This window comes from Limnoglobus roseus, assembly GCF_008254045.1.
GTDB classification, from domain to species: domain Bacteria; phylum Planctomycetota; class Planctomycetia; order Gemmatales; family Gemmataceae; genus Limnoglobus; species Limnoglobus roseus.
The window spans coordinates 7,870,853-7,891,315 of the sequence record NZ_CP042425.1; the positions used below are offsets into that span (position 1 = coordinate 7,870,853).

Genomic DNA, 20,463 nt, shown 5'->3' on the forward strand with positions numbered 1-20,463 from the left:
GTCCTTCGCGCCGAGGACCGTGACGCCGAGCATCTCCCAGGCCGGGACCGCGACTTTGAAGGTGACGCGAACCTTGCACCCGTCGTACCGGGCGAGTTTCGCCGCGGGGGCGGCGAAGTCGATGTCGGCGGGCGGGTAGGCGACCGCGAGGGCGGCGGCGAGTAAGAGGGTGGTCATCGCCGCATCTTCACCGGGATCGGGTGGGCGGTCAAGGGGGGCGTGGGCGAGGGTTCGACGTTGGCGCCGGTCCCACGCCATCGGAACACTTACGAAAGCGTGGCTTGAGAGAGAGCAACGCCCATGACGTTGCCCCCTCCGCTGGTCGCTACTTCATGGTGGTGACGGTCTGTTGCGCGGCGGAGATGGCCGCCGTCAGCCTTTGCTGATACAGCTGGAGTTGAGCGATCTGCACGGCGCTCAGTTGAACCTGCTGACTTTGCACCTGCGACAGCAACTGGTTCACCTGGGTCAGCTTCGTTTGCGTTTGGGCGAGCTGTGTCGCCGACAGCGTCGTCGTACCCGTCTGGCCGCTCGCCGTCGTGCCCGAAGAACCCTTTTGGCACTTCCCCACCGCCGCCGTCCCGGTCGTTGAGGTTGGCGTCGCCGTTTGGCCCGCTCGGGTGCCGCCACGGTTCTGAGCCGACGCCTCGCCGGCCAGTCCGGCTAACATTCCAACAGCGAACACCGCCGCTGCAAGATAACGAGTGGTCATAAGTCCCCCTTGTGAGAATCCCCGATGCGAAACCGCAAGGGCGGGTTCGCCCCGCCAACGGTCCCATCATAGTGTCGCCGGGCAGTCACCCAAGCGGGCGCACGTAACGGAATTCCGCGTGCAGGATTTCTCAACATTCAGCGGGGAGCAGAGGCGGTATAAATCTGGCCAGTATCCCACCACTCGGCATTCCGCTTGCTGGACAATTATCCAGTCCGCCGAGGTGGCGGACGAGGAGGATTACGATGAGCGGCAAGAACAACCCGAAGGCGGATAACTCGGCGATCAAGGACCCCGAGGACTGGGTCACGGGCGACGAGCCGATGACCGGGCCGCAGGAGAGCTACTTGGGCACCCTCGCCCGCGAGGCGGGGGAGGAGGCCCCCGAGGAGCTGACGAAGGCGGAGGCGTCGGAGAAGATCGAAGAGCTTCAGGGGAAGACCGGGCGGGGGAAGAAGGCCACCGCGAAGAAGAAGGCATCGTAGCCGCGGGGACTTCTCGCGATGGGAGATCAGACAGCGACCCTAGGGGCCGCTGGTCGCTGGGGAGTGGACTGTGATCCCGCTCCGCGGCGATGACCGTCACCCGGAGGGGAAAATCCGCCGCATCTCGACTTCGAGTTGATCGACTCGGGCGAGTAACGCCCGAATCAATTCGAACTGCTCCCGCTGCAACTGCAACAGCTCTTCCATTCGCGTCAACAACCGCGCTTGCTCGCCCGCGTCCGCGCGATGCCGAGCGGAGACAATCTCGCCGTCGCCCGGCGTCATAGGTCCTTTCACGCCCCGGCGACACTCGCCGCGTACCGCTTCTGGTTTACATTCTCCGTCACGATGACTTCGCCCTCGGCCTTCTCTTGAACGCGGCCGAACTCGACGACGGCGTTCAGCCCCATCTCATCGAGCTTCGCCACGACTCGCTTGGTCGCCTTGGGGCCGAACGTCACGATGCTGCCGCCGATGTTGTGGACGTAGGAGAGCTTCTGAGCCATCGTGTGCAGCAGCATCCCATCACCCCCGCGGATCGATGCCTGAGACTTCGCGTTGAGGGCGTTGTATTTTTGGACGTACTTCACTGGCACGTCTTCGCGATTGGTGATGCGGATGTGGGCCACGATGCGGTTCTGATTGCTCATAGTACCTCTTGATTCACCGGCCTCCGCGGGACGCGGCCGGCGTGGTGAACCTGCCATTATAACCGATCCATGGCCGATCTGAAAGTAATTCCACTATTCGGCTCGAACGCAGCCGGCCCGTTGAATTCAGCAGGATCGCTCAGGCGTAGACGTTGGATAAGCTGGGAACCGATGTCACGACCTTACCGGCGTCCGTTGTGGTGACGAAGTAGCTGTGAGCGAAAGTGGCTTGGTCGAACGACTTGCCGACGAGGAGATTGGCGCGGTAGGTGTTCGGCCACAGGCGGACGACGTCGATGCGGATCAGGTCTTTGGGTCGGCCTAACGTCACGAGGATGTGATTCCGGAGCGACTCGGTTGCGTCAATCAAAATAGGTTGTTCGTCAGGCTCAACTTGGTTCAACCGGGGAAACGTGTTCTTCGCCATAGATTTGCTCCGATGCTTGGGCTACTGTACTATTATACATGGCCCGGGCACTTCCTCCGATTTAATCGGACACATTGTCCGAGTTCCTTCAACCTCTGCCTACTCGTGGCTGCGCAAATCGGAACGTGAGAATAGATTTGGTTTCTCTTCAACGGCGTGCGAGCAGCACTGCCGTAACGATCACGGCCAACCAGAGGATAGCGCGTGCCGCGAACCGAATTTTGCTGGCTCGCCGCGGGGACTTGAACGGCTTCGGTGCCATCCCGTGAGTGTAGCACGACCCGCAAGGGGTCAGTTTTCGATTGCACGCATCTGGGCGTGTAGGTATACCGCAGTTCCCTGTCGGTCGCGCTCTCGTTGAGTTGCGGCAAAAGGGATGGCAGGGGCGAACCGGCCGGGGTTACAAGCGATTGTGATCCCGGCCGGTATCGTAGCTGAACTGGCAACCTGTCACGGCGAGAACTTATCCGCGTCGAGGTGGCTAACGTGGCAGACGCCAAGCGGGTTTTGGTCCCAGCTAGTTGGGGCGATGGGCGGCGGGAACTGACGCAGACCCTCTTGGCCACGCTCCGCCTCCTTCGGTCGCAGGGCCGGGGATGCACGGCGGCCGATCTGTCGCAGGCGGCAACGACCAGCCGAGCCGCAATGCACAGCCGCCTCGTGATCCTAGAGCAATACGGGCTGGTCGCGAGCCGCCGGGTGGGAACCAGTCGTGTGTTCCGCCCCACGCGACGAGGGGCCAAGGCGGGTTCGTGACCATCTTCATCCCGTCACCCGACGCACCGCCACGCAAAGATGGCGCTGACGATCACCCCCACTGCCGGCGGGCAACACAGCCGCCCGGAGTTCACACCGGCTTCTCACCCTCGCCTTCGGCTTCGGCCGCCCCGCGGGGGACGAACCCCGGTTCACACGAGACGTTCCTGACGCACAGAGCTGAGGCCGAGGCCGCCGGATCGGCGCATTTGCGTGTTTCACTCCACCGAAAACGGGCCGAAATCTGAAAAGAAAATCGAAGTTTTAACTCCTCGTCTAAACAGCTCTTGCGTCAAATGGGCCGCCAGTCACGGACGCGGGAAAGTGGAGTGACGACCAACTTTTACGAACTACATTATAGGAGTCTTCTTCGAAGAAGTAGAAGAAGAATCATCTTCTGTTCTCCTCGAAGACTTCGTCTTCTTCGGCGTTTCAGGGCTGAGGTTCATCGCTCTTCGGCGAATTCGACCCAGTCCCAGACCCGCCAGACATCAAGCCCTTCCCACAGAACGAGACTACTCCAACGAGGTCCCCTCGGGCGATTCGAAAGCGACTCCCCTCCTCGCCGCCATCGTCAGCTACCTCGATTTTGTGGGCGGGGATACCGCTTCGCGTCCGCCGCGACGCCGTCTTCGTCTCCCACTCCCCAGAGGATACGCGACGAATTCGTCTACGCGCCCGCGAGGGCGTCGAAGCCCCCCCGGCCCAGCCGGGGCCGACCCAGACGCCGGCCGAGTGTACCCCCTCGGCGGCGACCCCGCCCCCTCCGCTACCCCCGGAGCCGGGCGGGGTTTTTCTTTGCGCGGCGACGGCGGGGCACCCCGCCCCCTGGACGCTCCCAGAGGCCCGTAGGCGAGGGCGGAGCCGAGACTGGTCTCGGCCCCTCCGCGTCGCGATCGCCCCGCAGACGCCGACTGGGGGCCTCGCCGACCCCGCCACGACGGCTTCGCCGTCGGGGCCGCTTTCGTCGTCCCCTACCCCCGGATACCCATGCCCGATTGCGATTTCTTCCTCGACTATTGTGGCCCCCTCTCCTTCTCCGCCGAAGGGTATGACGTAACCGCCCACGTCAGCTTCCCCGACGACGCGGAAGGCCCAGCCGTTCTCGGCCGCCTCGCCCGCTCCGCGAAGGCTCAGGCGATCGAGGTGGAGTACCAGCCGCCGGGGAACCGGGCGTTGGCCGCCGAGTACGCGGACGTAATGAGAGCGGCGGGGTTCTCGCTGAGCGTAGACGAGTCGAGGGGAGGGTCACTCGTCTGGGTCCCCGACGGGGCCGAGACCGCGTGGGCGAAGCAGAAGGAGCCGAAGGGGGCCGCGACGCAGCCGGAGAGGGCGTATGAGCTGGCGCTGTGACGGCACGGCCGGCAAGCCCTTCCCACAGAACGAGACTTACCCGACTCCTAACCCACTCGGCTCCTACTCATGCAACTCGACTACGGGGACCTCAAAGGCATGGAGGTTTTCAGCAACTCGATCACCGTTCAGCCCGTATGGGACGACGGCGGCACGCACGTCCTCTACCACCGCTGGCACCTCAACCTAGACTTACACGTCTCGCCCGACGCGATCTCGTACACCCACGACCCCCGCGGCGACGACGTTCCCGTCTTCGATGTCTGGGGTCGCCCGATTAATGTCATCCAGGCGATTAAGCCCCAGGGGCGGGCGAGCGCAATCCTGACGATGAACAGCATCCGCGGCGCGCTCCTGGAGCCGCGGCAGAGGCTTCGACTCTGGGAGTACTCGAAGCTCGACAGCGGCGAGGGCGTTGTCGTCAACCCCGGGTCGCAAAACCCGCGGATTAACCCGGTGACTGAGCGGAGTGTCGAGGTTCTCGTCGAGGCTCCGCTGAAGGATCATCCACTGGATTCGAGGCACGGCCCGAATCCGATCTCGGTGGACGTGCGGCAGGTGGTGGGGCTAGGTCAGACGTTCGTCGTGAACTATCAGGTCGAGGCACATACGCCGGTCCACGGCTATTCCCTCGGGTCCGCCGACGACTTGCTCCTTTCCAACTCCTACACGACTACGAGCGCCCTTACGTCCAGCTACGCCTGCATCCGCCGCACGGAAGGGGTTGCGTGCTTCCGGATCGAAGCCCTGACCAAGCTGAACATCCAGGCCGATTCTTACCGCAGCTACTTGTTCCCGCGGTGTGCGATCGGGTGGCAGAGAAAGGACCTGGTCGTCACCCTCGGCGAAGACGGGGCGACCATCACGTACTCGTTCAACGACGTGCAGGCTCCGATGATGTCGGTGCAGGACGAGGGAGCGGGTGTGGCTGAGGTCACGCTGAACTACGATGAAGCCCTGACGCGGGACAGCGACGCGATCGAGGCGATCATCGATTCCTACCAGACGGTCTACAGCCTGCGGTCGGCGAAAGCGTTCGCGACGCCGCACCCGACGAAGGGGGACGACTCCCAGGCCCAACTCGCCGCCGCGATCGCCGGCCTGACCCGCCACCTCGCCGCTCAGGGCGCGGCCCCGAAGGGGAATCAGCCCTGACGCATCTCCTCACCCAGCACTTCTCTTTCCTCTCGGAGTCCTCGTATGGGCCGGCTCATTGCGGGCGGCTTGCAACTTCTCGCCCGCGGAGGTCGCGCCGGCGTCGGCGGTCTCGGTCGGGTGGGTAACGCCCTCGGCGGCCTCGGCGATCTGCTCAACCTCGGCAACGCCGTCGCGAAGAACATCGCGCCGCAGATCCGCACGCGGATCAGCTGTACGGTGACGTGTCAGCCGGGGAGTGATTTCAAGCGGTGCTATCGGCTCGCGCTGGCGATCTGCTTCGGCGCGATTAAGTCTCGCAAGGACGCGGGGATTGCGGGTCTGCTGCCGCCAATGAGCTCGCTGGCGGCTCACTTTGATCCCATTCATGGCTTCCTCGGAGTGGAGCTAAATTACAGCCTGTCCAATCTTGGGAACATCTTAGACGACGTAGCGGCGAACGCTAAAGGCAATCCTCTTGCTACCATTCTACCTGTCTTTCAAGGCTTTCCCGATCAGGTTGTCGGAGACGAGTTCAGCCAACTGAACCTGCTTGAACGCCAGTTTCTCGGAAACGGTCCTCAACTCGAAGCAGCGAACAAGACGGTTCTCACGACGAAGCCCACACTGCCGTCCCCGGCGGTTGGGGGCGATCTCATTGGGAGGGCGTTCTTGGAGGGCCTCGTCGCCCGCTCCCTCCTCGGTCCCGATCACTTCGTCGCGCACCGTGAACTCGTCGAGAAGGACGCTCACCAGAAGCGGCCCGGATCGGCTCAAAGTTACACTCCCGCCAAAGGTCCCGTCCCCACCCCCGCCCAGAATCAAGGCAAGCCGTCGTGGCAGCGGTTCTGGGAGCAAAAGGGGGTCAAAATCCCCGAATGTGTCGCCTAATATGCCCGAATCTCCCCCCACGCCCGTCGCCAAGTTCGACAACGCCCAACGCGCCCTCTACGGCGAGTTCGAAAGCGAGTCGTACTACTCGCACGACCCCGGTATCTGCTGGCTCCCCACGGGCGAGCCGAAGCCGACCGACCCCGAAAAGCTGAAGACGTGGCGGCCGATGGTCCCGATCCAGCTGTACAACCCGGTTCGTTACCGCACGGTTCGCAGCTTCGGCCGAAAGACCGGATCGCCGCCGTTGATGCCGTTGCCGAAAACGTCCGGTCGTTTCGAGTTCCAGGGCGGCCAGACGACCGTGTCGCAGCCCGTGCAGGCGAGTGACGGCGTGTCGGCCGAGTGGTCGGTCCAGACGGACTTCACCTACGTGGAGAACGCCGACCCCGACTACTACAACGGCGGCCTCGTCCTGGGGAACGCTCCCTATTCGACGGAGTCGAACTTGGCGATGGACAACTTCCCCGCCGCGTATCTGGCAGATCCGACGCTCCGCGAACGCTCTCCGGGTCCCCGCCGTGGGGAGGCGATGTCGCGGAAAATCAACCACGGGCTGCCAAATCTCGGACTCCCGTGGACGAACGGTGCCTATAGCGAGAACAGCTACTACCCCTACACGTTCACCGACGGTACGATGGTCTCGGGCGGCGAGTTGCCGTTCCCGCCCCCACCGCCAGCCGTCCCGACCCTGCCCCCGTCGCCGGGCGGCTAACCGCCGAGGAGCCGACGATGGCCGCCCACTACTGCGATTGGTGTGGATCGGACGACCACGTCGCTCACGCCGCCTTCCCCGGAAACGCCTTTCGCAACGGATTCTCGGCGTCCCTCTGTGAGAAATGCCGCTGGGAAGCCGAACGCCCCGCCCGGAACAACGGCCTGCGGACGATCGGGGCCATTGCTTTCATCCTTCTGCTTGTTTTGGTCAGCACTGCGATCACGCAGTATCGAACCTACCTCAAGTAACCCTCCCCCTTTGAGTCTCCCCTTGCCTACTCTCCACTCGGAGCCGGAAGGCGTCAGTACGCCCCGACTCACTCGCCCCCCTTCGAACTTACCCCAGCTCCGCCCGCTGCCCCGAAGGCAACCCGGACCGCTTCTCCTCCCCCGAACGCCCCCCGCGGGTCCGTCTCCCCGACTCCGCCTCCACGAGCGGCCGACGCCGACCCCGTCGCCGAAGCTCTCGCCCCGCCGAGCCGAGGGCGACGCCGAGAAGCCCACCTCGCTGCCGCGACTGCCGCCGCGGACTTCGCCGCTGGCGACGACCCCGCCCCTTCTTCGAAGCCGTACCGTCTCGACGCCCTCGACTTCGCCTCCGCTCCTTCGACCCCGGATGACTCTGGCGACGCCTGCGACGCCCCTGATGCGATCGCGGCCCCGCCTAAGCCCCGAGGAGTCCGGGAAGGCTCCTCTCCTTCGCCCTCGACTATCGCTCTCGCCCGCTCCGTCGCCGAAGCCGGGGTTACGACTGTCCGCGTCCGCTCGCCCGACGCTGACAGCTCGGCTCCCCGAGCGGGCGCGGCCGACGGCGGAGACACCCCGCCTAAGTCTTCGCAGTCGATCTGCTCCCTCGGCGACGGAGACGCCTCTCGGGCTGCGAGGCTACGATCCGCCGACTGTGACGCCGACGGAGAACTCGTCGCCGAGGCTTCGCGGGTGGGAGCGGCCGACCCCGACGGCGTCGGCTCCCCGACTGCGGACCTGGGAGCGGCCTGGGTGGAGTCCGGCTTACGTTGCTTCGCGAGGGCTAACAACCCCGTCGGTTCCGACGCCAGCGCCCGCGATGACCTCGTCGCCCCGCCCGCTCGGGCGAGGGTTGCAACCCGGTTTAGGCCTCCCTCCTACGCGCAGTCGTTTGCGATTGGGCGACTACTAACCCCCGCTGACCCTTCCCCCTCTTATTCCGAGACCCCGATGCTCTTCACCACCCCCGCCCACCGCGTCTACCAAGTCGCCGACGGCCGCTACTGCGACCCCCTCGCCGTCCGCCACCGTCTCCTCTCCCAGACCCGCGGGGAGCTGAACTCGCTCCTCTCCGCCGCCCAAACCGCCGACGACGCCGAGGCCGCCGCGGCGATGGGAACCCTCGCCGAAGCCGCCCGCGAAGCCTTCGGCTTCGCGGCCTTCGACCCCTCGACGGGGGCGGGGGCGACGGAGACGGAGTGCCTGGCCGAGTTGTACCGCTACTTGGAGTGGGCCGCGTAGGCGACCCGTTCGCACTATAGTGGACCCCGAAACTGAGACCGCCAGGTAAGCTACTCTGGCGGCCCTCGGAGGTGGTCCTGATGACGGCGAAGCGGAAGACCCACACGGCGGCGTTCAAAGCCCAGGTCGCTCTGGCCGCGGTGAAGGGCGACAAGACGGTCAACGAGTTGGCCGCCCACTTCGGCGTCCACCCGACCCTCATCCACGGGTGGAAGAAGCAACTCCTGGCCGGGGCCGAGGCCGTGTTCGCCGCCGGAGCGAAGGCGGTCGCCCCCGGCGACGACCAGACACCCGCGCTGTACGAGCAGATCGGCCGGCTCAAGGTCGAGCTCGACTGGGTGAAAAAAAAAGCTGCGACGTTCGGTTGACGACCTGCGGCCGCTGATCGACCCCGGGCACGCCGACCTGAGCGTCCGTCGGCAGTGCCAACTGGTCGGGCTCGGCCGGGCCACGTACTACCGGGGGCCGGCCGAGGAGTCGGCCGACAACCTGGCCCTCATGCGGCGGATCGACGAGCAGTACACGGCCTGCCCGTTCTACGGCAGCCGGCGGATCGCCCGGTGGCTGGCCCGCAACGGCCACCCGGCGAACCGCAAGCGGGTCCAGCGGTTGCTCCGGGTCATGGGCCTGGAAGCCATCCACCCGAAGCCGAAGCTGTCGGCCGGGCGGGGCCACCCGGTGTACCCGTACCTCCTCCGCGGCGTGCCGATCGACCGCGTCGGGCAGGTGTGGAGTGCCGACATTACATACCTGCCGCTGCCCGGCGGGTTCATGTACTTGGCCGCCACCATCGACTGGTACAGCCGGTACGTGGTGGCCTGGCGGTTGTCGAACACGCTCGACGGGGCGTTCTGCCGGGACATGCTGGACGAGGCGTTGGCGGCCGGCACCCCGGAGGTGTTCAACACCGATCAAGGGGTGCAGTTCACGGCCGGGGCGTGGGTCGAGCGGGTGGAGGCGGCCGGGGCGCGGGTGAGCATGGACGGCCGGGGGCGGTGCCTGGACAACGTGTTCGTCGAGCGGCTGTGGCGGACGGTGAAGTACGAGGACGTGTTCCTGCGGGGATACGAGACGGTGACCGAGTTGGAGCGGGGGTTGAAGGCGTACTTCACCTTCTACAACGAGGCCCGCTTGCACCAGTCACTGGGGTACAAGACCCCGGCCGAGGTGTACCGGGCCGGACGGTCAAAAGAGCCGGCGAAGGAGTAGCTTAAATTCGTCGGTTTTTGGTCTCGCAAATGGGGTCCACTATACCCTCACCCACAGAAGCGAAACGGCTTCGAAGTCGAAGTCGTCGAGGAGAGGAGAGGGGAGGCCCCTCCCCACCCCTCCCCTCGGGGTTGCCTACCGCTAAGCCGACTTTGTCGCAGGGGCGTCCCTGCGGGCGGGGCAGAGGATTGGTTCTGCCTTCGGATTTTTGCAGGTGGTATCGGCTGCTCATCCCTTCTGATCGGGTCAAGTTTCCTCTTCCCCTACAGCGCATGCCGCGAGCTGGTATACTCACGTGAGGTAGCGTTGCGGGTTACGCCGCCGCGCGACTAGTGGGATTACTGCAACCCTTCTGACATGGACTCCGGCTGTTGATCCGGGGTAGGTTACTTCCCCACTAATCAAACAGGCCTGTTATGCGACTTCAACTCGACGACGTGATCTCACCCCAGTGCGAGATGGTTTCCTACGAGACCCTCTGCGCAATGGATCAAGCCACGACGAAACGGGTGTCTGAGCTATTTACCAGCAACCCCGGGCTGCCTTCTCGTGTGCTGAATGACCTGTCCGAACGTGAATCCCATCTGTCGGTGCTGAAACAGGTGGTTGAGTCCTATCTGCGATCGCTACGAGGGTTCTACGTCAGCGTCGCCGGCTCGTACCAGTTTCCGACGAAACTCTGCGACGCTCGCTACCCACTACGGTTGTTCTACTACCGCGGTTTCTTGCAACTGGCCGAGACACGTTGCGTATCCGTGGTCGGGGCGCGTAAAGCCACCCCCGAAGGTAAGAAGCGGGCCGACCGCTTGGCAAGGGAGTTGGTGGAATCGGGGTACACGATCGTCTCGGGTCTGGCAGAGGGAATCGACACGGCGGCGATGACAGCGGCGATGAGCATCAGCGGCGGACAGACAATCGGGGTCATTGGAACTCCCATCACCGAGAGTTACCCGAAGTTCAACGCGGCCCTTCAAGAACAAGTGGCTCGGCAGCACTTGCTCATCAGTCAAGTGCCGTTCTACCGATACGCGCATCAACCATTCAAAACTCGCCGATACTACTTCCCGGAACGTAACGAAACGATGGCGGCGATCTCTGAGGCCACCGTAATTGTTGAAGCTTCGGACACGAGTGGATCACTAACTCAGGCCCGAGCGGCTTTGCAACAAGGGCGGAAATTGTTCATACTGAACTCGTGCTTTGAGAACCCGAACATCACTTGGCCCAAAGCCTATGAGGCGAAAGGCGCTGTTCGGATTCGCAGGACCGAGGACATATTAACCGCGCTGAGGGGTGGACATGGCTCCGACGAAATGGCAGAAATTTGAGCGCGGAATAGTTTCCACAATGCCGTATTATCTCGAAGACTCTGACAATTGCTTCTTCGCAAGGGATTACGCATCTGGCAAAGGGTTTCAACACTCAGAAACTAATCAGCTCATATCGAACCTGAAAAAGTCACCGAAGCATCGCGGCGCTTCTCATTGGCATTACAAGGGTGCCGCGATCCGCCGATTCGCGGCTGAGCTGGGAGCGTTGATTCAAAATGCTAAGGGGGCAAAGATCTACATTGCCCCCATTCCGTCCTCAAAGCGACCCGATCACCCCGAGTACGATGATCGTCTCGTCCAAGTGACCCGACTGGTAGCCACGAGTTCGCCGAACTGCTTAGTGACCGAGCCCGTTGTGAGATCGGTCGATTGCGATCCGTGTCATCTGTCGGTTGCAAAGCGGCCCAAACCGGACCAAGTATTCGAGACGCTTCGCTGGAATGGCGAGTTAGCCGATCCCTCAACTCCGGTGCTTTTCGTAGATGACGTAATCACTACGGGATGCACGTTTAAGCAGTGCCAGCGAATGATTCACCTCCACAACCCAGGTCGCGAAGTCTATGGGGTGTTCTGGGCGAGGACGGTTTGGGATGAGCTGTCCGAAGCGGGCTGAGCACTGCCCATGACACCACTTCACAGGATGAACAAGCGAGTCGAGGGCGATGGAGTTTGGTAGGCCATCACCCTCGATTCAGAAGCAGGGCCTTAGTCTCGCACTGAGTGACTTGGCGTGAAGGCGAGTTGAGTCGCGAACGCGCTGTAGGTCACTAAAGCAACCAACACCTTTGACTCAATCTCGGAGCCGAGGAAGGCTGCCGCGGCAACGGCGGCAAGCGTCCCTAAGATCGACAAACAGATCGCGACGCGGACCCACTGCGGAACGGGATGGCGGGGGTTGCTCACTTCTTGCCCCCCTTCATCGTTAATGCACCGAGAGCCGCGGACACCCGGCTCGCCGCTTCGAGAGCCGCCTCCGTCTCCTTCTCGATCTCGACGGCGATCTTCTCCAACAGGTCGGGCAACTTCGGGGCGGTCAACAGTTTCATCTTGCGGTCCCACGACCCCCACGGCTTAGTCGTGTCATCCTCGGGGCCTATCCCGCAAGAAACTATGACGCGGAATCTTCCTTCCCAGCGCGAGTATCCGATGCTTGTGTATTCCGTCTGCCCGTGGCCCACTTCTTCCTCGCAAACGGTGACATGGGCTTCTACTCCGACACCGTTCTCGCAGAGAAAATCCTCAACGGACTTTACGACGGTGAGTAACTGATCGACGACTCGATTGACGGTCGCAGTTGCAGACTTGATCTTCTCTACGGACTGTTTCAGGGGATCACTCACGGGAGTGTCCTTTCTGGCCTCTAAGCCGGGTATCTACTCGATGAAAATGAGCGCGGCCGCTACTAGTGGTCGCACAGCGACGAGACGACCCGCCGCTAAAAGCCATACTAACAGCCGTCGCGGTCCAGTCAAGGGGCAGCCGACCCCCACCCCTTCCGAGACTCGCTAATGATCGACCTCACCCCCATCACGCAATTCCTCAGCAGCCTCGGCCCCTGGGGCGTTCTCCTCGGGGCCGCCTTAGCCGTACTCGGCCCCCGGCTGACCCCTCTCCTGTCGCGGATTAAGTTGCCGTCGCTGACGCCCTCGGCGGGGCCGTCGCCCTCCCCGGCGGGGCCGTCGCCCTCGCCGACGCCGCTGCTCGACTCTCTCGCGGCGAAGCGGCCGGTGATTCACGCGCTGCTCCAGGTCCTACTCCAACGCCTCTCCCAACCCGCCGCCTTCGGGGCCGCGGGCGATGGAGAAGATTTGGAGACGAAGCTGACGAGTCTCCTGGTGGATCACCTGAAGGCCCCGGTGACGCCGACGAAGTAGGCGGGGCGAGGCCCCGCCTCGCCGCACCTCTGAATCTGATACGCCGAAGTCCTCGCCCACCCGCTCCCGAACCCCCTGGAATGTGAAAGTCAGCCGTGCCTCAGTGAGTCTGCTCTTTCGCTCGCCACTCGTGATAAATCTTCAGGAGGATGGCGTGCGGTCGCCGGCCGGTCAGGTGTGCCCTCTCCTCGCGAAGTTCGTCGTCGAGTAACTGCATCCGATCCAACGGAAGCGATCGCAGTTTCTCGCAGCAATCCGAGTCCAGTATCTCCCCGTTCGGGTCGATCTCGCACCGCATGAGAATCAGTTCCGCCAACTGCTCTCGTGCGATTTCGTCGGTCGGTGGGGGTCTCATCGCGTGACAGTCCTTTCGTCATGGGCCACCCCACTTTATCACAGTCCGCGGCCCATTCGCGAAGGAAAGCACCTCCCCGATCATCTGCGGCCCCAGCGACCGTGTAGTAAGCGCCCCCGATCCTCCCCGCTCAACGGCGAGGGCGTTCTCGTTCCGTAGCCTCTTCGCGACCGTGGGGAGGGCTTGGGCTCCGCTCCGCGGCCGATCCGCCGCCCGGCCATAAGCCCCTCCCACAGAACGAGACGACCCGACGCCGACCCGTTCCCGTCCCCAGACCGCGTGGGCAGGGGCCACCCCGCCCCCTTCTTCTCCTACCCCGGAGCCGCCGTGAGCTTCTCGTACCGCTTCGTGATCCCCCCCGCCTTACTCGAAGGCCCTGCGGCTGAGGTCCCCCTCTGGATCAAGGGGCAGACGACCATCCGCCGCCGCGGGGACGACCTCGTCGTCGCCGCCACCCTCTCCTCGATTCGGGCGAGCCTGAAGCACCTGGCGAAGGCGGCCCAGTGGGCGAGGGCGGCGAAGCCCGTCGGCCTCGCCCTCGAAGTCGATACGCCGAAGGGGTGGGGGCTGACGGACGGGGAGATCGTGGAGGCGCTGTACCGGAACGGGTTCGTCCCCGCCGAGCAGAACGCGAGGGGTGGGGTCACGCGATGGGTGGTGGACCCCGACGCCGACGCCGAGGGGGTATGGGCCGAGGCGAAGTCGAAGGCGATGGAGCGGGCGGCGGAGTGGGCGGTGGCTCAGAAGGGGGCGGGGTAGCAGGCCCCGAGCGGTGAGATTGACCGCTGCGAATCGCGTCGGCTAGCCTGGGTCGTAGTTCGGCGATGACGGGCGGGAGGAGTTCTTATGCTCGGGCGTTACAAATGGCGGATCGTATCCATCGCCCTCTTCGTCTCCGCGGTGATCGGCGGCCTCGGCGCGCTCGACCGCTACCTCGACCCCTTCGACGACCAACCTTTCGACCCCGCCGCCTGGGCCGCGGCGGATGAGCGGGAGCAGGACCGCGCTCCGATGGCCCGTGCTGCCGCGGCTCACCTGTCGCCGGGGACGCCCGAGTCCCGCGTCCGCGAACTCCTCGGCGAGCCGACGAGCGTCACCAACCGCGAGGATCGGTGGGGCGTTCGGCCGCGGACAGGGGAGATGTGGGAGTACTGGCTCGGATGCTGGAGCGGGATGGGTCCTTACGGCTGGGACAGCGCCTCCCTCTACGTCCACTTCGGGCCGGACGGCCGCGTCACCTCGACGGAGATCACCGGCGGATGAGGTATGACCCCCTTATACATCCGAACGGGTGGAAAAGTTCACAAGAATAAAAAGAAAAGATTCTTGACAACTTTGTTGCCACTTGAGCTGTATAACTATAGTAGGGGCATTCTGCGCGCACGATGCTCGACCGACCTATCAGGCCCTAATTGCAGCCTAAGCTCGCGGTCGTCCGGCGCGATGAGTAGTGTCCCGGTGGGGGGTGGCAAGTCGCCGCCCCTCGCTCAGCCCCGTTCGAAGCCCCACTCGAAAGACTTGATCGAGTAGGTGGGTTCCGCGATCGCTCCGCTCGGGGCCGTCGCGGTTAAGCCGACGACGGTGGGGGTCTAGGATCAGACCCCGAAGCAAATCGGTTTTCCCCCAGGTTTTCGAATTCGGTACGAACTCGCGGCTTATCCCTCGACGGGATCGCCACGTTCACGCCCTGCGGCTGCGCGCGGGGCGATTCTCCACGGAGGCTCTGATGCTTCGACTGCGTTCTTCACTCGAAATCGACGGCGACTCGATGTCGCTGGCCGTCCAACTCCGCTCCGCCGCCACCGCGGCCGACGATCTGTACGCGATCGCCCGCCGGTTCGTCCGCAGGGGAACCCCGATCGAGCTACCCGTCTCGGACAGCCCTCGCCTTCGGCGAGAACTCGCCGACGCCCTCCGCCGCGCCGGCTACGTCCGCGATCGCGACACGATCGGCGAGGAGGTCGAGACGTGGCGGGCGGATCGGGCGGCGACGAAGCCGAGGGCGCGCCAGCTCGTGTGAGCGGGGCGAGGGGTAAGGGGTGAGAATCGAGTCTCAGGGGTACATCCGATGACGTGCGAGTTGGCTGAGATCAAGAAGCTGAAGGAGGCGTTGGCGAGCAAGAAGCGGCTGGAGGAACAGCCGGATAGCAAGGCCCGGAAGCGGCGGAAGCGGAAACCCAAACCGGGGGCGATTCTAAAGGGAAAGGCTAAGAAGCGACATGAGCAATCGAGAGAATTCGTCGATGACATCGCCGTTGACGTGAAGATCAGGTGGCGTCGCAAGGAGCTACGCAAGCATACCGCGTTCGACGGAGTGTATCCCCACGACGTCGAGAGCGTTCTGAACGATGCGATCTTGGAAGCGGCCGAAGTCTATGACCGGAGCTGGGAGGAACGGGTTCGGGTCTCACGCGATTGGGAACCCGGCGAGTGGGAGAAGGAGCGAAAGCGGCGTCGCCGAAACTTCGCATGGGGAGTCATCAACTTACGAATCCGCGATGCGATTGATGACCTACCGAAACAGCGTCGCGACAACGGCCGATGTTTCGGCAGAGCCAAACGCGAGCGTGGGGACGATCTCATCGTCCGGCTTGCGGACGCGGTAGTGACCGGAATGACCGGGGACTCAGACGGACGAGTTGAATCGAAATCCCGAGGGATTGAAAACCTGCGGGTCGGGTTGCCGCGGGAGGAGGAGATGGAGGCTCACCCCGCCGACCCCGAAGCGCCCCCACCCCCACCGCCCGAGGTCTGGTGGCACGGTTGGCTCCGCAGTCCCCGCGAGGCCGACGATTACTCCCCCCTGCTGAGCGCGCTGGATGACACGCCAGAGGATCGAAAGTACCTCGTCAGAATTTACCAAGACGGCCGCGAGCAGATCGAGGCGTCGGGGCAGACGGGCCGAACAGCCACCCGCTCGGCGGCGTCGGCCCGCCACGTCAAGGCGATCGCGAGAGTGAGGGTCGATCTGTTCGGCGTGTTGTTGGAGCAGTTCGCGAAGAAGGGCGATCGCGCCGAACTCGGCGACGGCGTCTTGTGGTGGGCCGGTGACGTGATTTGGCGGCTCGGGTCGCGCTACAGGGACGGAGAGCAACTCGACCCCCTCGGCCTCGCCGTCCTCTGGGAGTGGGACAGGCTCTCGAAGCGGCGAACTCGGCGGGGCCGGCCCTTCACCCCGCCCGCAGAATCGAATTCCCAGCCCGCGAGGGTCACGCGATGACAACCCTGACTCTCACTCAACCCCTTACCCAAGCCGAGGAGTATCAGATGACGACCGCGACTTTGACCCCGACCCCGAAAGCGAAGCCCCCGCGGAAGCAGCCGATCCCCCGCTGGCTCGTCTCCGCCCCCGCCGACCCGCGGATCAGCTCCTCCACCCGCCACCTCGCCCTCTTAGGGGGCCTGATCGCCTCTTGGGACGGCGACCCCTCTGCCCTCGCCCGCCGCGTCTGGGACCTCGTCGTCGAGGGCGTCCCCGCGTACTCGCCCCCGCCCCTGCGGAAGGCGACCCCTTCGGCTTCGCCGACGCCGACTCCCTCTTCGATGCGGACGGCGAAGGCGACCGAGGCTGGGCCTCGGTCGCGGTCGAAGTCGGCGATGAAGTAGGCGTCGGCGAAGCCGAGGGTGTTCCTGTGGGTAAGGGGGTTGGGCTGGTGCCCAGCCCCTTCTTCGTCTCCGAGGGTTTCTCATGTCCTTCGACTGCGATGCCCCTTTACCCGCCGATCGCTTCTGGGGCAAAGTCCGCAGGGGCGTGGGCGCTGACGATTGCTGGGAGTGGGCGGGGGCGAAGAGCGGCACCGGCTACGGTGTCTACAAGCAGGGGCGGAAGAACCACTCCGCCCACCGCTTCGCCTACGCCCTCGCCTTCGGCGACCCCGGCCCCCTCCACGTCCTCCACCGCTGTGACAATCGCCCCTGCTGTAACCCCGCCCACCTCTTCCTCGGCTCGAACGGGGAGAACCAGCGGGACAAGCAGGTGAAGGGGCGGGCGGCGAAGAAGCTGACGGCGGAGCAGGTTCGCCGCCTCCGCGAACGGGTCGCCGCCGGGGAGACGCAGAAGGCGCTGGCGGCCGAGTTCGGCGTCTGCCAGCAGGCCGTCAGCTACGCCGTCGCGAAGGGGTGGACGCACCTCACCCCGGCCCCTTAGCCTCCCCGGCGGGCGGCGGTTCCTCCTTCAACGCCTTCTCGATCGCCTCGGCAGCTCTTCGCGCGGCTTCTTCGTCGCGCTCGGCGTAAATCGTCGTCGTCTTAACATCGTCGTGGCCCAAGAGGGCGCGGGCGGCGTCGAGGTCGAGCAACTTCCGAGTTAGCGTCGCGGTCAAGTGCCGCACCTGATTCGGCGACCAGTGAGCGACGCCGGCCCGTTCGGCGGCGCGGGTGATGACCCGAGCGAAGGTGGTGCGGTCGTACCGCCCCCGGCGGCGGCGATTCGCCCCTTGAAGCGGAGCCGTCGGGGGGAAGAGGACGACCTGAGCGTTTTCGGCGGCGAGGGCGTAGGGTAGGAGCAACTCGGCCGCCGAGCGGGAGAGGGGAATGTGACGGCGACGGCCCTTGCGGACCATCTTGTGGTAGGCGAGGAGCAGGGCCGAAGGCATCCCCCGCCCGCAGACACCGCTGTCCCAGATGAGATCGCTCCCCTTCAGAGCACAGACTTCTCCTGGCCGCATTCCGGTCAGGAGCATCAGCTCGACCATCGTCCGCACGGGCTGTTCCAACTCCCCCTGCGTCGCGCGAACGTCTTCGAGGGGGACGGGGCCGACGGGTGATCGCTCGGGGGCGGCAGACCGGAACGCGGGCAGCGGGGTCAGCTTCGCCGTGAAGAGAACGCGGTCTTCGACGAGTCCTTGTTCGACGGTCCACTTCAGTGCGTGGTAGACCCGTCCCCAGTGCTGGTTGAGACTCTTGCGCGATAGCCCTCTCGCGATCATCGCCTCGCGGACGGCGACCCAGTCGCGGCGGGAGAGGCTCAGCAGGCCTCGCCCGGCGAAGAGGGCGAGGAGGTTCACCCACGCGAGGCGGTGGTGATCCTGCTCCCGCGAGGGGGAACCGTCGGGGAGGCGGTAGTAGACGCGGCAGTGGGCGATCCAGAGGGCGTAGGCGTCGGCGACGAGGAGATCAGCGCGCGGGGGAGTGGGCGGAGGCGAGGTCGGAGTGGCCGGCGGAGCGGGAGGCGATTCTTTAAGGCCCGCGATGACCTCGGCGTACCGTTGTCGCGATTCGGGCGAGTCGTAGGTGCCGAGATAGATCGGGCGTCGCTTCCCGTTCACCCGAACGGTGACGTAGGCGCGGCCGGTGGGCTTGTGGAGACAGTAGGCGGGTAGTGGTAAAGGCACGGTCGAAACCGCTTCTCCCCGGCGAGTTGACAGCAGCTTGACAGCAGGCCGCGGCGACAAAAGAGCAGTTGCCGAAGGCGTCGGAGAAGGAGAAATCGCTGGTTTTGAAGGGATTTCGTAAGGCCGGCGAGTTGGTTAGAGCGCCAGATTGTGGATCTGGAGGTCGCGGGTTCAAGCCCCGTCAGTCACCCTTAGCCAAAACCCATCGGCCGAAGCGTTTTACGCTTACTCCGGCGACCGCCGGACGCGGCTTCCGAACGACGCGAACTGTGGAATCCTTCCACAGTTCGCCGCGAGGAACCGCAAGTGAGCACGCGACGCAAGCCCATCCCTTCTTATCTTCCTCACACTCAATCGGGCCGTGCCCGCGCCGTGTGGACGGATCGCCTCGGCGTGCGGCGCCAGAAACTCCTGCCAGGGTCGTTTGATTCACCCGAATCTCGGACGGCGTTCGCCAGGTTGCAACTCGAACTTGAGGTATCGCCGTGTGCGATCCGCACCGGCACGACGGTCAGCGAAGTCCTTCTCGCTTTTTTGAATTTCGCGACCGGCCATTACCGTCGGGCCGACGGGTCTACGACGAACGAACTCGACGAGTACAAGATGGTCGCCCGGCACGCCCGGGAACTCTACGGGACCAGCCCGGCCCAAGAGTTCGGCCCCCTTGCCCTCAAGTCGATCCGCCAGAAATTCATCGCCGCCGGTTGGTGCCGGGGCTTCATCAACCAGCGGGTCGGCCGGCTTCGACGCATCTTCAAATGGGCGGTCGGTGAAGAACTCGTGCCCCCGGCCGTCTACCAAGCCTTGGCCGCGGTCGCAGGCCTGCAACGGGGTCGGTCGAACGCCCGAGAGTCGAAACCGGTCGGGCCGGTTGCACCCGACGTGGTGGCCGCCACCTTGCCCCACCTGAACCGTCACGTCCGCGGTCTCATCGAGTTCCAGCAACTGACCGGTTGCAGGCCGGGCGAGGCGTGCGACGTCCGCCAGTGCGACATCGACACGAGCGGGAAGGTCTGGCTGTACCGCCCGCGACAGCACAAAAACACGCACCGCGGAAAGTCTCGGGTGGTGGCCATCGGGCCTCGGGCGCAGGTACTCGTGTCGGCCTTTTTCACGCCCGATGCCGGTGCGTACTTGTTCTCACCCGCCGCGGCCGTCGCCGAAAGAAACCTCCGCCGCGCGAGTGAACGTAAAACGCCCCGCTACCCAAGCCACATGGCGAGGAACGCCAAGAAGCGGAAGGCGTCCCCCCAGCGCCGGCCGGCTCAAAAGTACAACCGTGGGAGCTACGGAACAGCGATCGACCGCGCGTGCGACAAGGCGTTCCCTCCGCCTGGCGAATTGGCCCAGCGGATCGACGAGACGCGGTCGGCGTGGATGGCCCGACTCACCGCAGACCAACGCTCCCAACTCCGACGGTGGCAAAAGGAACACCGGTGGCACCCCAACCAACTTCGCCACCTGTTCGCCACTCAAGTGCGGAAAGAGCACGGGCTTGAAGCGGCTCAGGTTCTTCTCGGCCACGCCCGTGCCGACGTCACGCAAATCTACGCGGAACGAAACGAAGAACTGGCCGCCTCCGTGGCCACCCAAGTCGGGTGATCTTCGCCGTCGTTGTGCCGGCGGGCAGGTTGCCCGCCGTTCGGTCCAAATGTACACTTCTGCTCATGTGGCCGACCGGCCAAGAATGGCCGGTTTGAACGCGGGCGGGTGGATGCGGCACTGCCCACCAACTTCGCCACTAGGCC

24 protein-coding genes and 1 tRNA gene are annotated in these 20,463 nt (G+C 64.6%); 18 read left to right on the forward strand and 7 right to left on the reverse strand.

Translation table 11 applies throughout. The features are described 5' to 3' along the window. Positions 1–325: 325 nt before the first annotated feature. A complete protein-coding gene (locus tag PX52LOC_RS33590) occupies positions 326–712 on the reverse strand; it encodes a hypothetical protein (RefSeq protein WP_149114176.1) in 387 nt (128 codons plus the stop codon). 245 nt (positions 713–957) lie between these two features. Between PX52LOC_RS33590 and PX52LOC_RS33595 the strand changes: the two genes are divergently transcribed. After that, the gene (locus tag PX52LOC_RS33595) at positions 958–1,197 is read left to right on the forward strand and encodes a DUF3072 domain-containing protein (protein WP_149114177.1); all 240 of its coding nucleotides are present in this window, start codon (positions 958–960) and stop codon (positions 1,195–1,197) included. A 96-nt stretch (positions 1,198–1,293) separates the two neighbouring features. On the opposite strand, the gene PX52LOC_RS33600 is transcribed toward PX52LOC_RS33595, so the two are convergent. From PX52LOC_RS33600 to PX52LOC_RS33610, 3 genes are all read right to left on the reverse strand, one after another. Further along, a complete protein-coding gene (locus PX52LOC_RS33600) occupies positions 1,294–1,494 on the reverse strand; it encodes a hypothetical protein (RefSeq protein WP_149114178.1) in 201 nt (66 codons plus the stop codon). Then, positions 1,491–1,847 carry a hypothetical protein gene (locus tag PX52LOC_RS33605; protein ID WP_149114179.1) on the reverse strand — a complete coding sequence of 119 codons (357 nt, stop codon included), beginning with the start codon at positions 1,845–1,847 and terminating at the stop codon, positions 1,491–1,493. Before PX52LOC_RS33605 ends, PX52LOC_RS33600 begins: the two co-directional genes overlap by 4 nt. A 139-nt stretch (positions 1,848–1,986) precedes the next feature. Next, positions 1,987–2,274, reverse strand: coding sequence for a hypothetical protein (locus PX52LOC_RS33610; RefSeq protein WP_149114180.1), 288 nt, complete (start codon positions 2,272–2,274; stop codon positions 1,987–1,989). Positions 2,275–4,020: 1,746 nt separating this feature from the next. On the opposite strand from PX52LOC_RS33610, the gene PX52LOC_RS33615 reads away from it, so the two are divergent. The 8 genes from PX52LOC_RS33615 (at position 4,021) to PX52LOC_RS33650 (ending at position 11,766) form a co-directional block, all read left to right on the forward strand. Beyond that, positions 4,021–4,383 (forward strand): hypothetical protein, encoded by a 363-nt coding sequence (locus PX52LOC_RS33615; RefSeq protein WP_149114181.1) that lies wholly within the window; start codon positions 4,021–4,023, stop codon positions 4,381–4,383. Between the two features lie 69 nt (positions 4,384–4,452). Continuing rightward, positions 4,453–5,538: a hypothetical protein gene (locus tag PX52LOC_RS33620; protein ID WP_149114182.1), complete on the forward strand. Its 1,086-nt coding sequence runs from the start codon at positions 4,453–4,455 to the stop codon at positions 5,536–5,538. Positions 5,539–5,583: 45 nt separating this feature from the next. Next, entirely contained in the window at positions 5,584–6,408 is an 825-nt protein-coding gene (locus PX52LOC_RS33625; RefSeq protein WP_149114183.1) for a hypothetical protein, read from the forward strand. Between the two features lies 1 nt (position 6,409). Then, positions 6,410–7,123, forward strand: a complete 714-nt coding sequence (locus tag PX52LOC_RS33630; RefSeq protein WP_149114184.1) for a hypothetical protein — start codon at positions 6,410–6,412, stop codon at positions 7,121–7,123. Between the two features lie 1,199 nt (positions 7,124–8,322). Continuing rightward, positions 8,323–8,613, forward strand: coding sequence for a hypothetical protein (locus PX52LOC_RS33635; protein WP_149114185.1), 291 nt, complete (start codon positions 8,323–8,325; stop codon positions 8,611–8,613). A 77-nt stretch (positions 8,614–8,690) separates the two neighbouring features. Beyond that, a protein-coding gene (locus tag PX52LOC_RS33640; protein ID WP_390637529.1) for an IS3 family transposase occupies positions 8,691–9,822 on the forward strand; the annotation gives its coding sequence in 2 pieces (ribosomal slippage) (positions 8,691–8,972 and positions 8,974–9,822; 1,131 coding nt in all). Positions 9,823–10,238: 416 nt separating this feature from the next. Next, a complete protein-coding gene (locus tag PX52LOC_RS33645) occupies positions 10,239–11,150 on the forward strand; it encodes a DNA-processing protein DprA (RefSeq protein WP_149114186.1) in 912 nt (303 codons plus the stop codon). Further along, entirely contained in the window at positions 11,122–11,766 is a 645-nt protein-coding gene (locus PX52LOC_RS33650; protein WP_149114187.1) for a hypothetical protein, read from the forward strand. Before PX52LOC_RS33645 ends, PX52LOC_RS33650 begins: the two co-directional genes overlap by 29 nt. Positions 11,767–12,052: 286 nt before the next feature. Here the strand turns inward: PX52LOC_RS33650 and PX52LOC_RS33655 are convergent, their stop codons facing one another. Beyond that, the gene (locus PX52LOC_RS33655) at positions 12,053–12,493 is read right to left on the reverse strand and encodes a hypothetical protein (RefSeq protein WP_149114188.1); all 441 of its coding nucleotides are present in this window, start codon (positions 12,491–12,493) and stop codon (positions 12,053–12,055) included. Positions 12,494–12,661: 168 nt separating this feature from the next. Here PX52LOC_RS33655 and PX52LOC_RS33660 point away from each other — a divergent pair, with 168 nt between their 5' ends. Further along, the gene (locus PX52LOC_RS33660) at positions 12,662–13,027 is read left to right on the forward strand and encodes a hypothetical protein (RefSeq protein WP_149114189.1); all 366 of its coding nucleotides are present in this window, start codon (positions 12,662–12,664) and stop codon (positions 13,025–13,027) included. Between the two features lie 100 nt (positions 13,028–13,127). Here PX52LOC_RS33660 and PX52LOC_RS33665 read toward each other — a convergent pair whose 3' ends face one another. Continuing rightward, the gene (locus PX52LOC_RS33665) at positions 13,128–13,382 is read right to left on the reverse strand and encodes a hypothetical protein (protein WP_149114190.1); all 255 of its coding nucleotides are present in this window, start codon (positions 13,380–13,382) and stop codon (positions 13,128–13,130) included. 327 nt (positions 13,383–13,709) lie between these two features. Between PX52LOC_RS33665 and PX52LOC_RS33670 the strand changes: the two genes are divergently transcribed. The 6 genes from PX52LOC_RS33670 (at position 13,710) to PX52LOC_RS33695 (ending at position 17,529) form a co-directional block, all read left to right on the forward strand. Further along, the gene (locus tag PX52LOC_RS33670; protein ID WP_149114191.1) at positions 13,710–14,141 is read left to right on the forward strand and encodes a hypothetical protein; all 432 of its coding nucleotides are present in this window, start codon (positions 13,710–13,712) and stop codon (positions 14,139–14,141) included. Between the two features lie 87 nt (positions 14,142–14,228). Then, complete coding sequence (locus PX52LOC_RS33675; protein ID WP_149114192.1) at positions 14,229–14,645, forward strand: hypothetical protein; 417 nt, start codon at positions 14,229–14,231, stop codon at positions 14,643–14,645. Positions 14,646–15,108: 463 nt separating this feature from the next. Continuing rightward, entirely contained in the window at positions 15,109–15,402 is a 294-nt protein-coding gene (locus tag PX52LOC_RS33680; protein WP_149114193.1) for a hypothetical protein, read from the forward strand. Between the two features lie 60 nt (positions 15,403–15,462). Beyond that, positions 15,463–16,602 (forward strand): hypothetical protein, encoded by a 1,140-nt coding sequence (locus PX52LOC_RS33685; protein ID WP_149114194.1) that lies wholly within the window; start codon positions 15,463–15,465, stop codon positions 16,600–16,602. A 47-nt stretch (positions 16,603–16,649) separates the two neighbouring features. Next, the gene (locus PX52LOC_RS33690; RefSeq protein ID WP_149114195.1) at positions 16,650–16,988 is read left to right on the forward strand and encodes a hypothetical protein; all 339 of its coding nucleotides are present in this window, start codon (positions 16,650–16,652) and stop codon (positions 16,986–16,988) included. An 82-nt stretch (positions 16,989–17,070) separates the two neighbouring features. Further along, a complete protein-coding gene (locus PX52LOC_RS33695) occupies positions 17,071–17,529 on the forward strand; it encodes an HNH endonuclease (protein WP_149114196.1) in 459 nt (152 codons plus the stop codon). On the opposite strand, the gene PX52LOC_RS33700 is transcribed toward PX52LOC_RS33695, so the two are convergent. After that, on the reverse strand, positions 17,513–18,715 hold the full coding sequence (locus PX52LOC_RS33700; protein WP_149114197.1) for a tyrosine-type recombinase/integrase: 1,203 nt from the start codon (positions 18,713–18,715) through the stop codon (positions 17,513–17,515). The two genes, PX52LOC_RS33695 and PX52LOC_RS33700, sit on opposite strands and share 17 nt — an antisense overlap. Positions 18,716–18,840: 125 nt before the next feature. Here PX52LOC_RS33700 and PX52LOC_RS33705 point away from each other — a divergent pair. After that, positions 18,841–18,898, forward strand: a tRNA-His gene (locus PX52LOC_RS33705). Between the two features lie 276 nt (positions 18,899–19,174). Next, positions 19,175–20,317, forward strand: a complete 1,143-nt coding sequence (locus PX52LOC_RS33710; protein WP_246173546.1) for a tyrosine-type recombinase/integrase — start codon at positions 19,175–19,177, stop codon at positions 20,315–20,317. The last annotated feature ends 146 nt before the right edge of the window (positions 20,318–20,463 follow it).

What these genes read in the sequence shown, in the direction of transcription:
- PX52LOC_RS33645 (WP_149114186.1), top strand. Translation starts at nt 10,239, where the DNA reads ATGCGACTTCAACTCGACGACGTGATCTCACCCCAGTGCGAGATGGTT.
- PX52LOC_RS33665 (WP_149114190.1), bottom strand. Translation starts at nt 13,382, where the DNA reads ATGAGACCCCCACCGACCGACGAAATCGCACGAGAGCAGTTGGCGGAA.
- PX52LOC_RS33630 (WP_149114184.1), top strand. Translation starts at nt 6,410, where the DNA reads ATGCCCGAATCTCCCCCCACGCCCGTCGCCAAGTTCGACAACGCCCAA.
- PX52LOC_RS33675 (WP_149114192.1), top strand. Translation starts at nt 14,229, where the DNA reads ATGCTCGGGCGTTACAAATGGCGGATCGTATCCATCGCCCTCTTCGTC.
- PX52LOC_RS33610 (WP_149114180.1), bottom strand. Translation starts at nt 2,274, where the DNA reads ATGGCGAAGAACACGTTTCCCCGGTTGAACCAAGTTGAGCCTGACGAA.
- PX52LOC_RS33635 (WP_149114185.1), top strand. Translation starts at nt 8,323, where the DNA reads ATGCTCTTCACCACCCCCGCCCACCGCGTCTACCAAGTCGCCGACGGC.
- PX52LOC_RS33625 (WP_149114183.1), top strand. Translation starts at nt 5,584, where the DNA reads ATGGGCCGGCTCATTGCGGGCGGCTTGCAACTTCTCGCCCGCGGAGGT.
- PX52LOC_RS33650 (WP_149114187.1), top strand. Translation starts at nt 11,122, where the DNA reads ATGGCTCCGACGAAATGGCAGAAATTTGAGCGCGGAATAGTTTCCACA.
- PX52LOC_RS33605 (WP_149114179.1), bottom strand. Translation starts at nt 1,847, where the DNA reads ATGAGCAATCAGAACCGCATCGTGGCCCACATCCGCATCACCAATCGC.
- PX52LOC_RS33690 (WP_149114195.1), top strand. Translation starts at nt 16,650, where the DNA reads ATGACGACCGCGACTTTGACCCCGACCCCGAAAGCGAAGCCCCCGCGG.
- PX52LOC_RS33660 (WP_149114189.1), top strand. Translation starts at nt 12,662, where the DNA reads ATGATCGACCTCACCCCCATCACGCAATTCCTCAGCAGCCTCGGCCCC.
- PX52LOC_RS33590 (WP_149114176.1), bottom strand. Translation starts at nt 712, where the DNA reads ATGACCACTCGTTATCTTGCAGCGGCGGTGTTCGCTGTTGGAATGTTA.
- PX52LOC_RS33680 (WP_149114193.1), top strand. Translation starts at nt 15,109, where the DNA reads ATGCTTCGACTGCGTTCTTCACTCGAAATCGACGGCGACTCGATGTCG.
- PX52LOC_RS33620 (WP_149114182.1), top strand. Translation starts at nt 4,453, where the DNA reads ATGCAACTCGACTACGGGGACCTCAAAGGCATGGAGGTTTTCAGCAAC.
- PX52LOC_RS33595 (WP_149114177.1), top strand. Translation starts at nt 958, where the DNA reads ATGAGCGGCAAGAACAACCCGAAGGCGGATAACTCGGCGATCAAGGAC.
- PX52LOC_RS33615 (WP_149114181.1), top strand. Translation starts at nt 4,021, where the DNA reads ATGCCCGATTGCGATTTCTTCCTCGACTATTGTGGCCCCCTCTCCTTC.
- PX52LOC_RS33695 (WP_149114196.1), top strand. Translation starts at nt 17,071, where the DNA reads ATGTCCTTCGACTGCGATGCCCCTTTACCCGCCGATCGCTTCTGGGGC.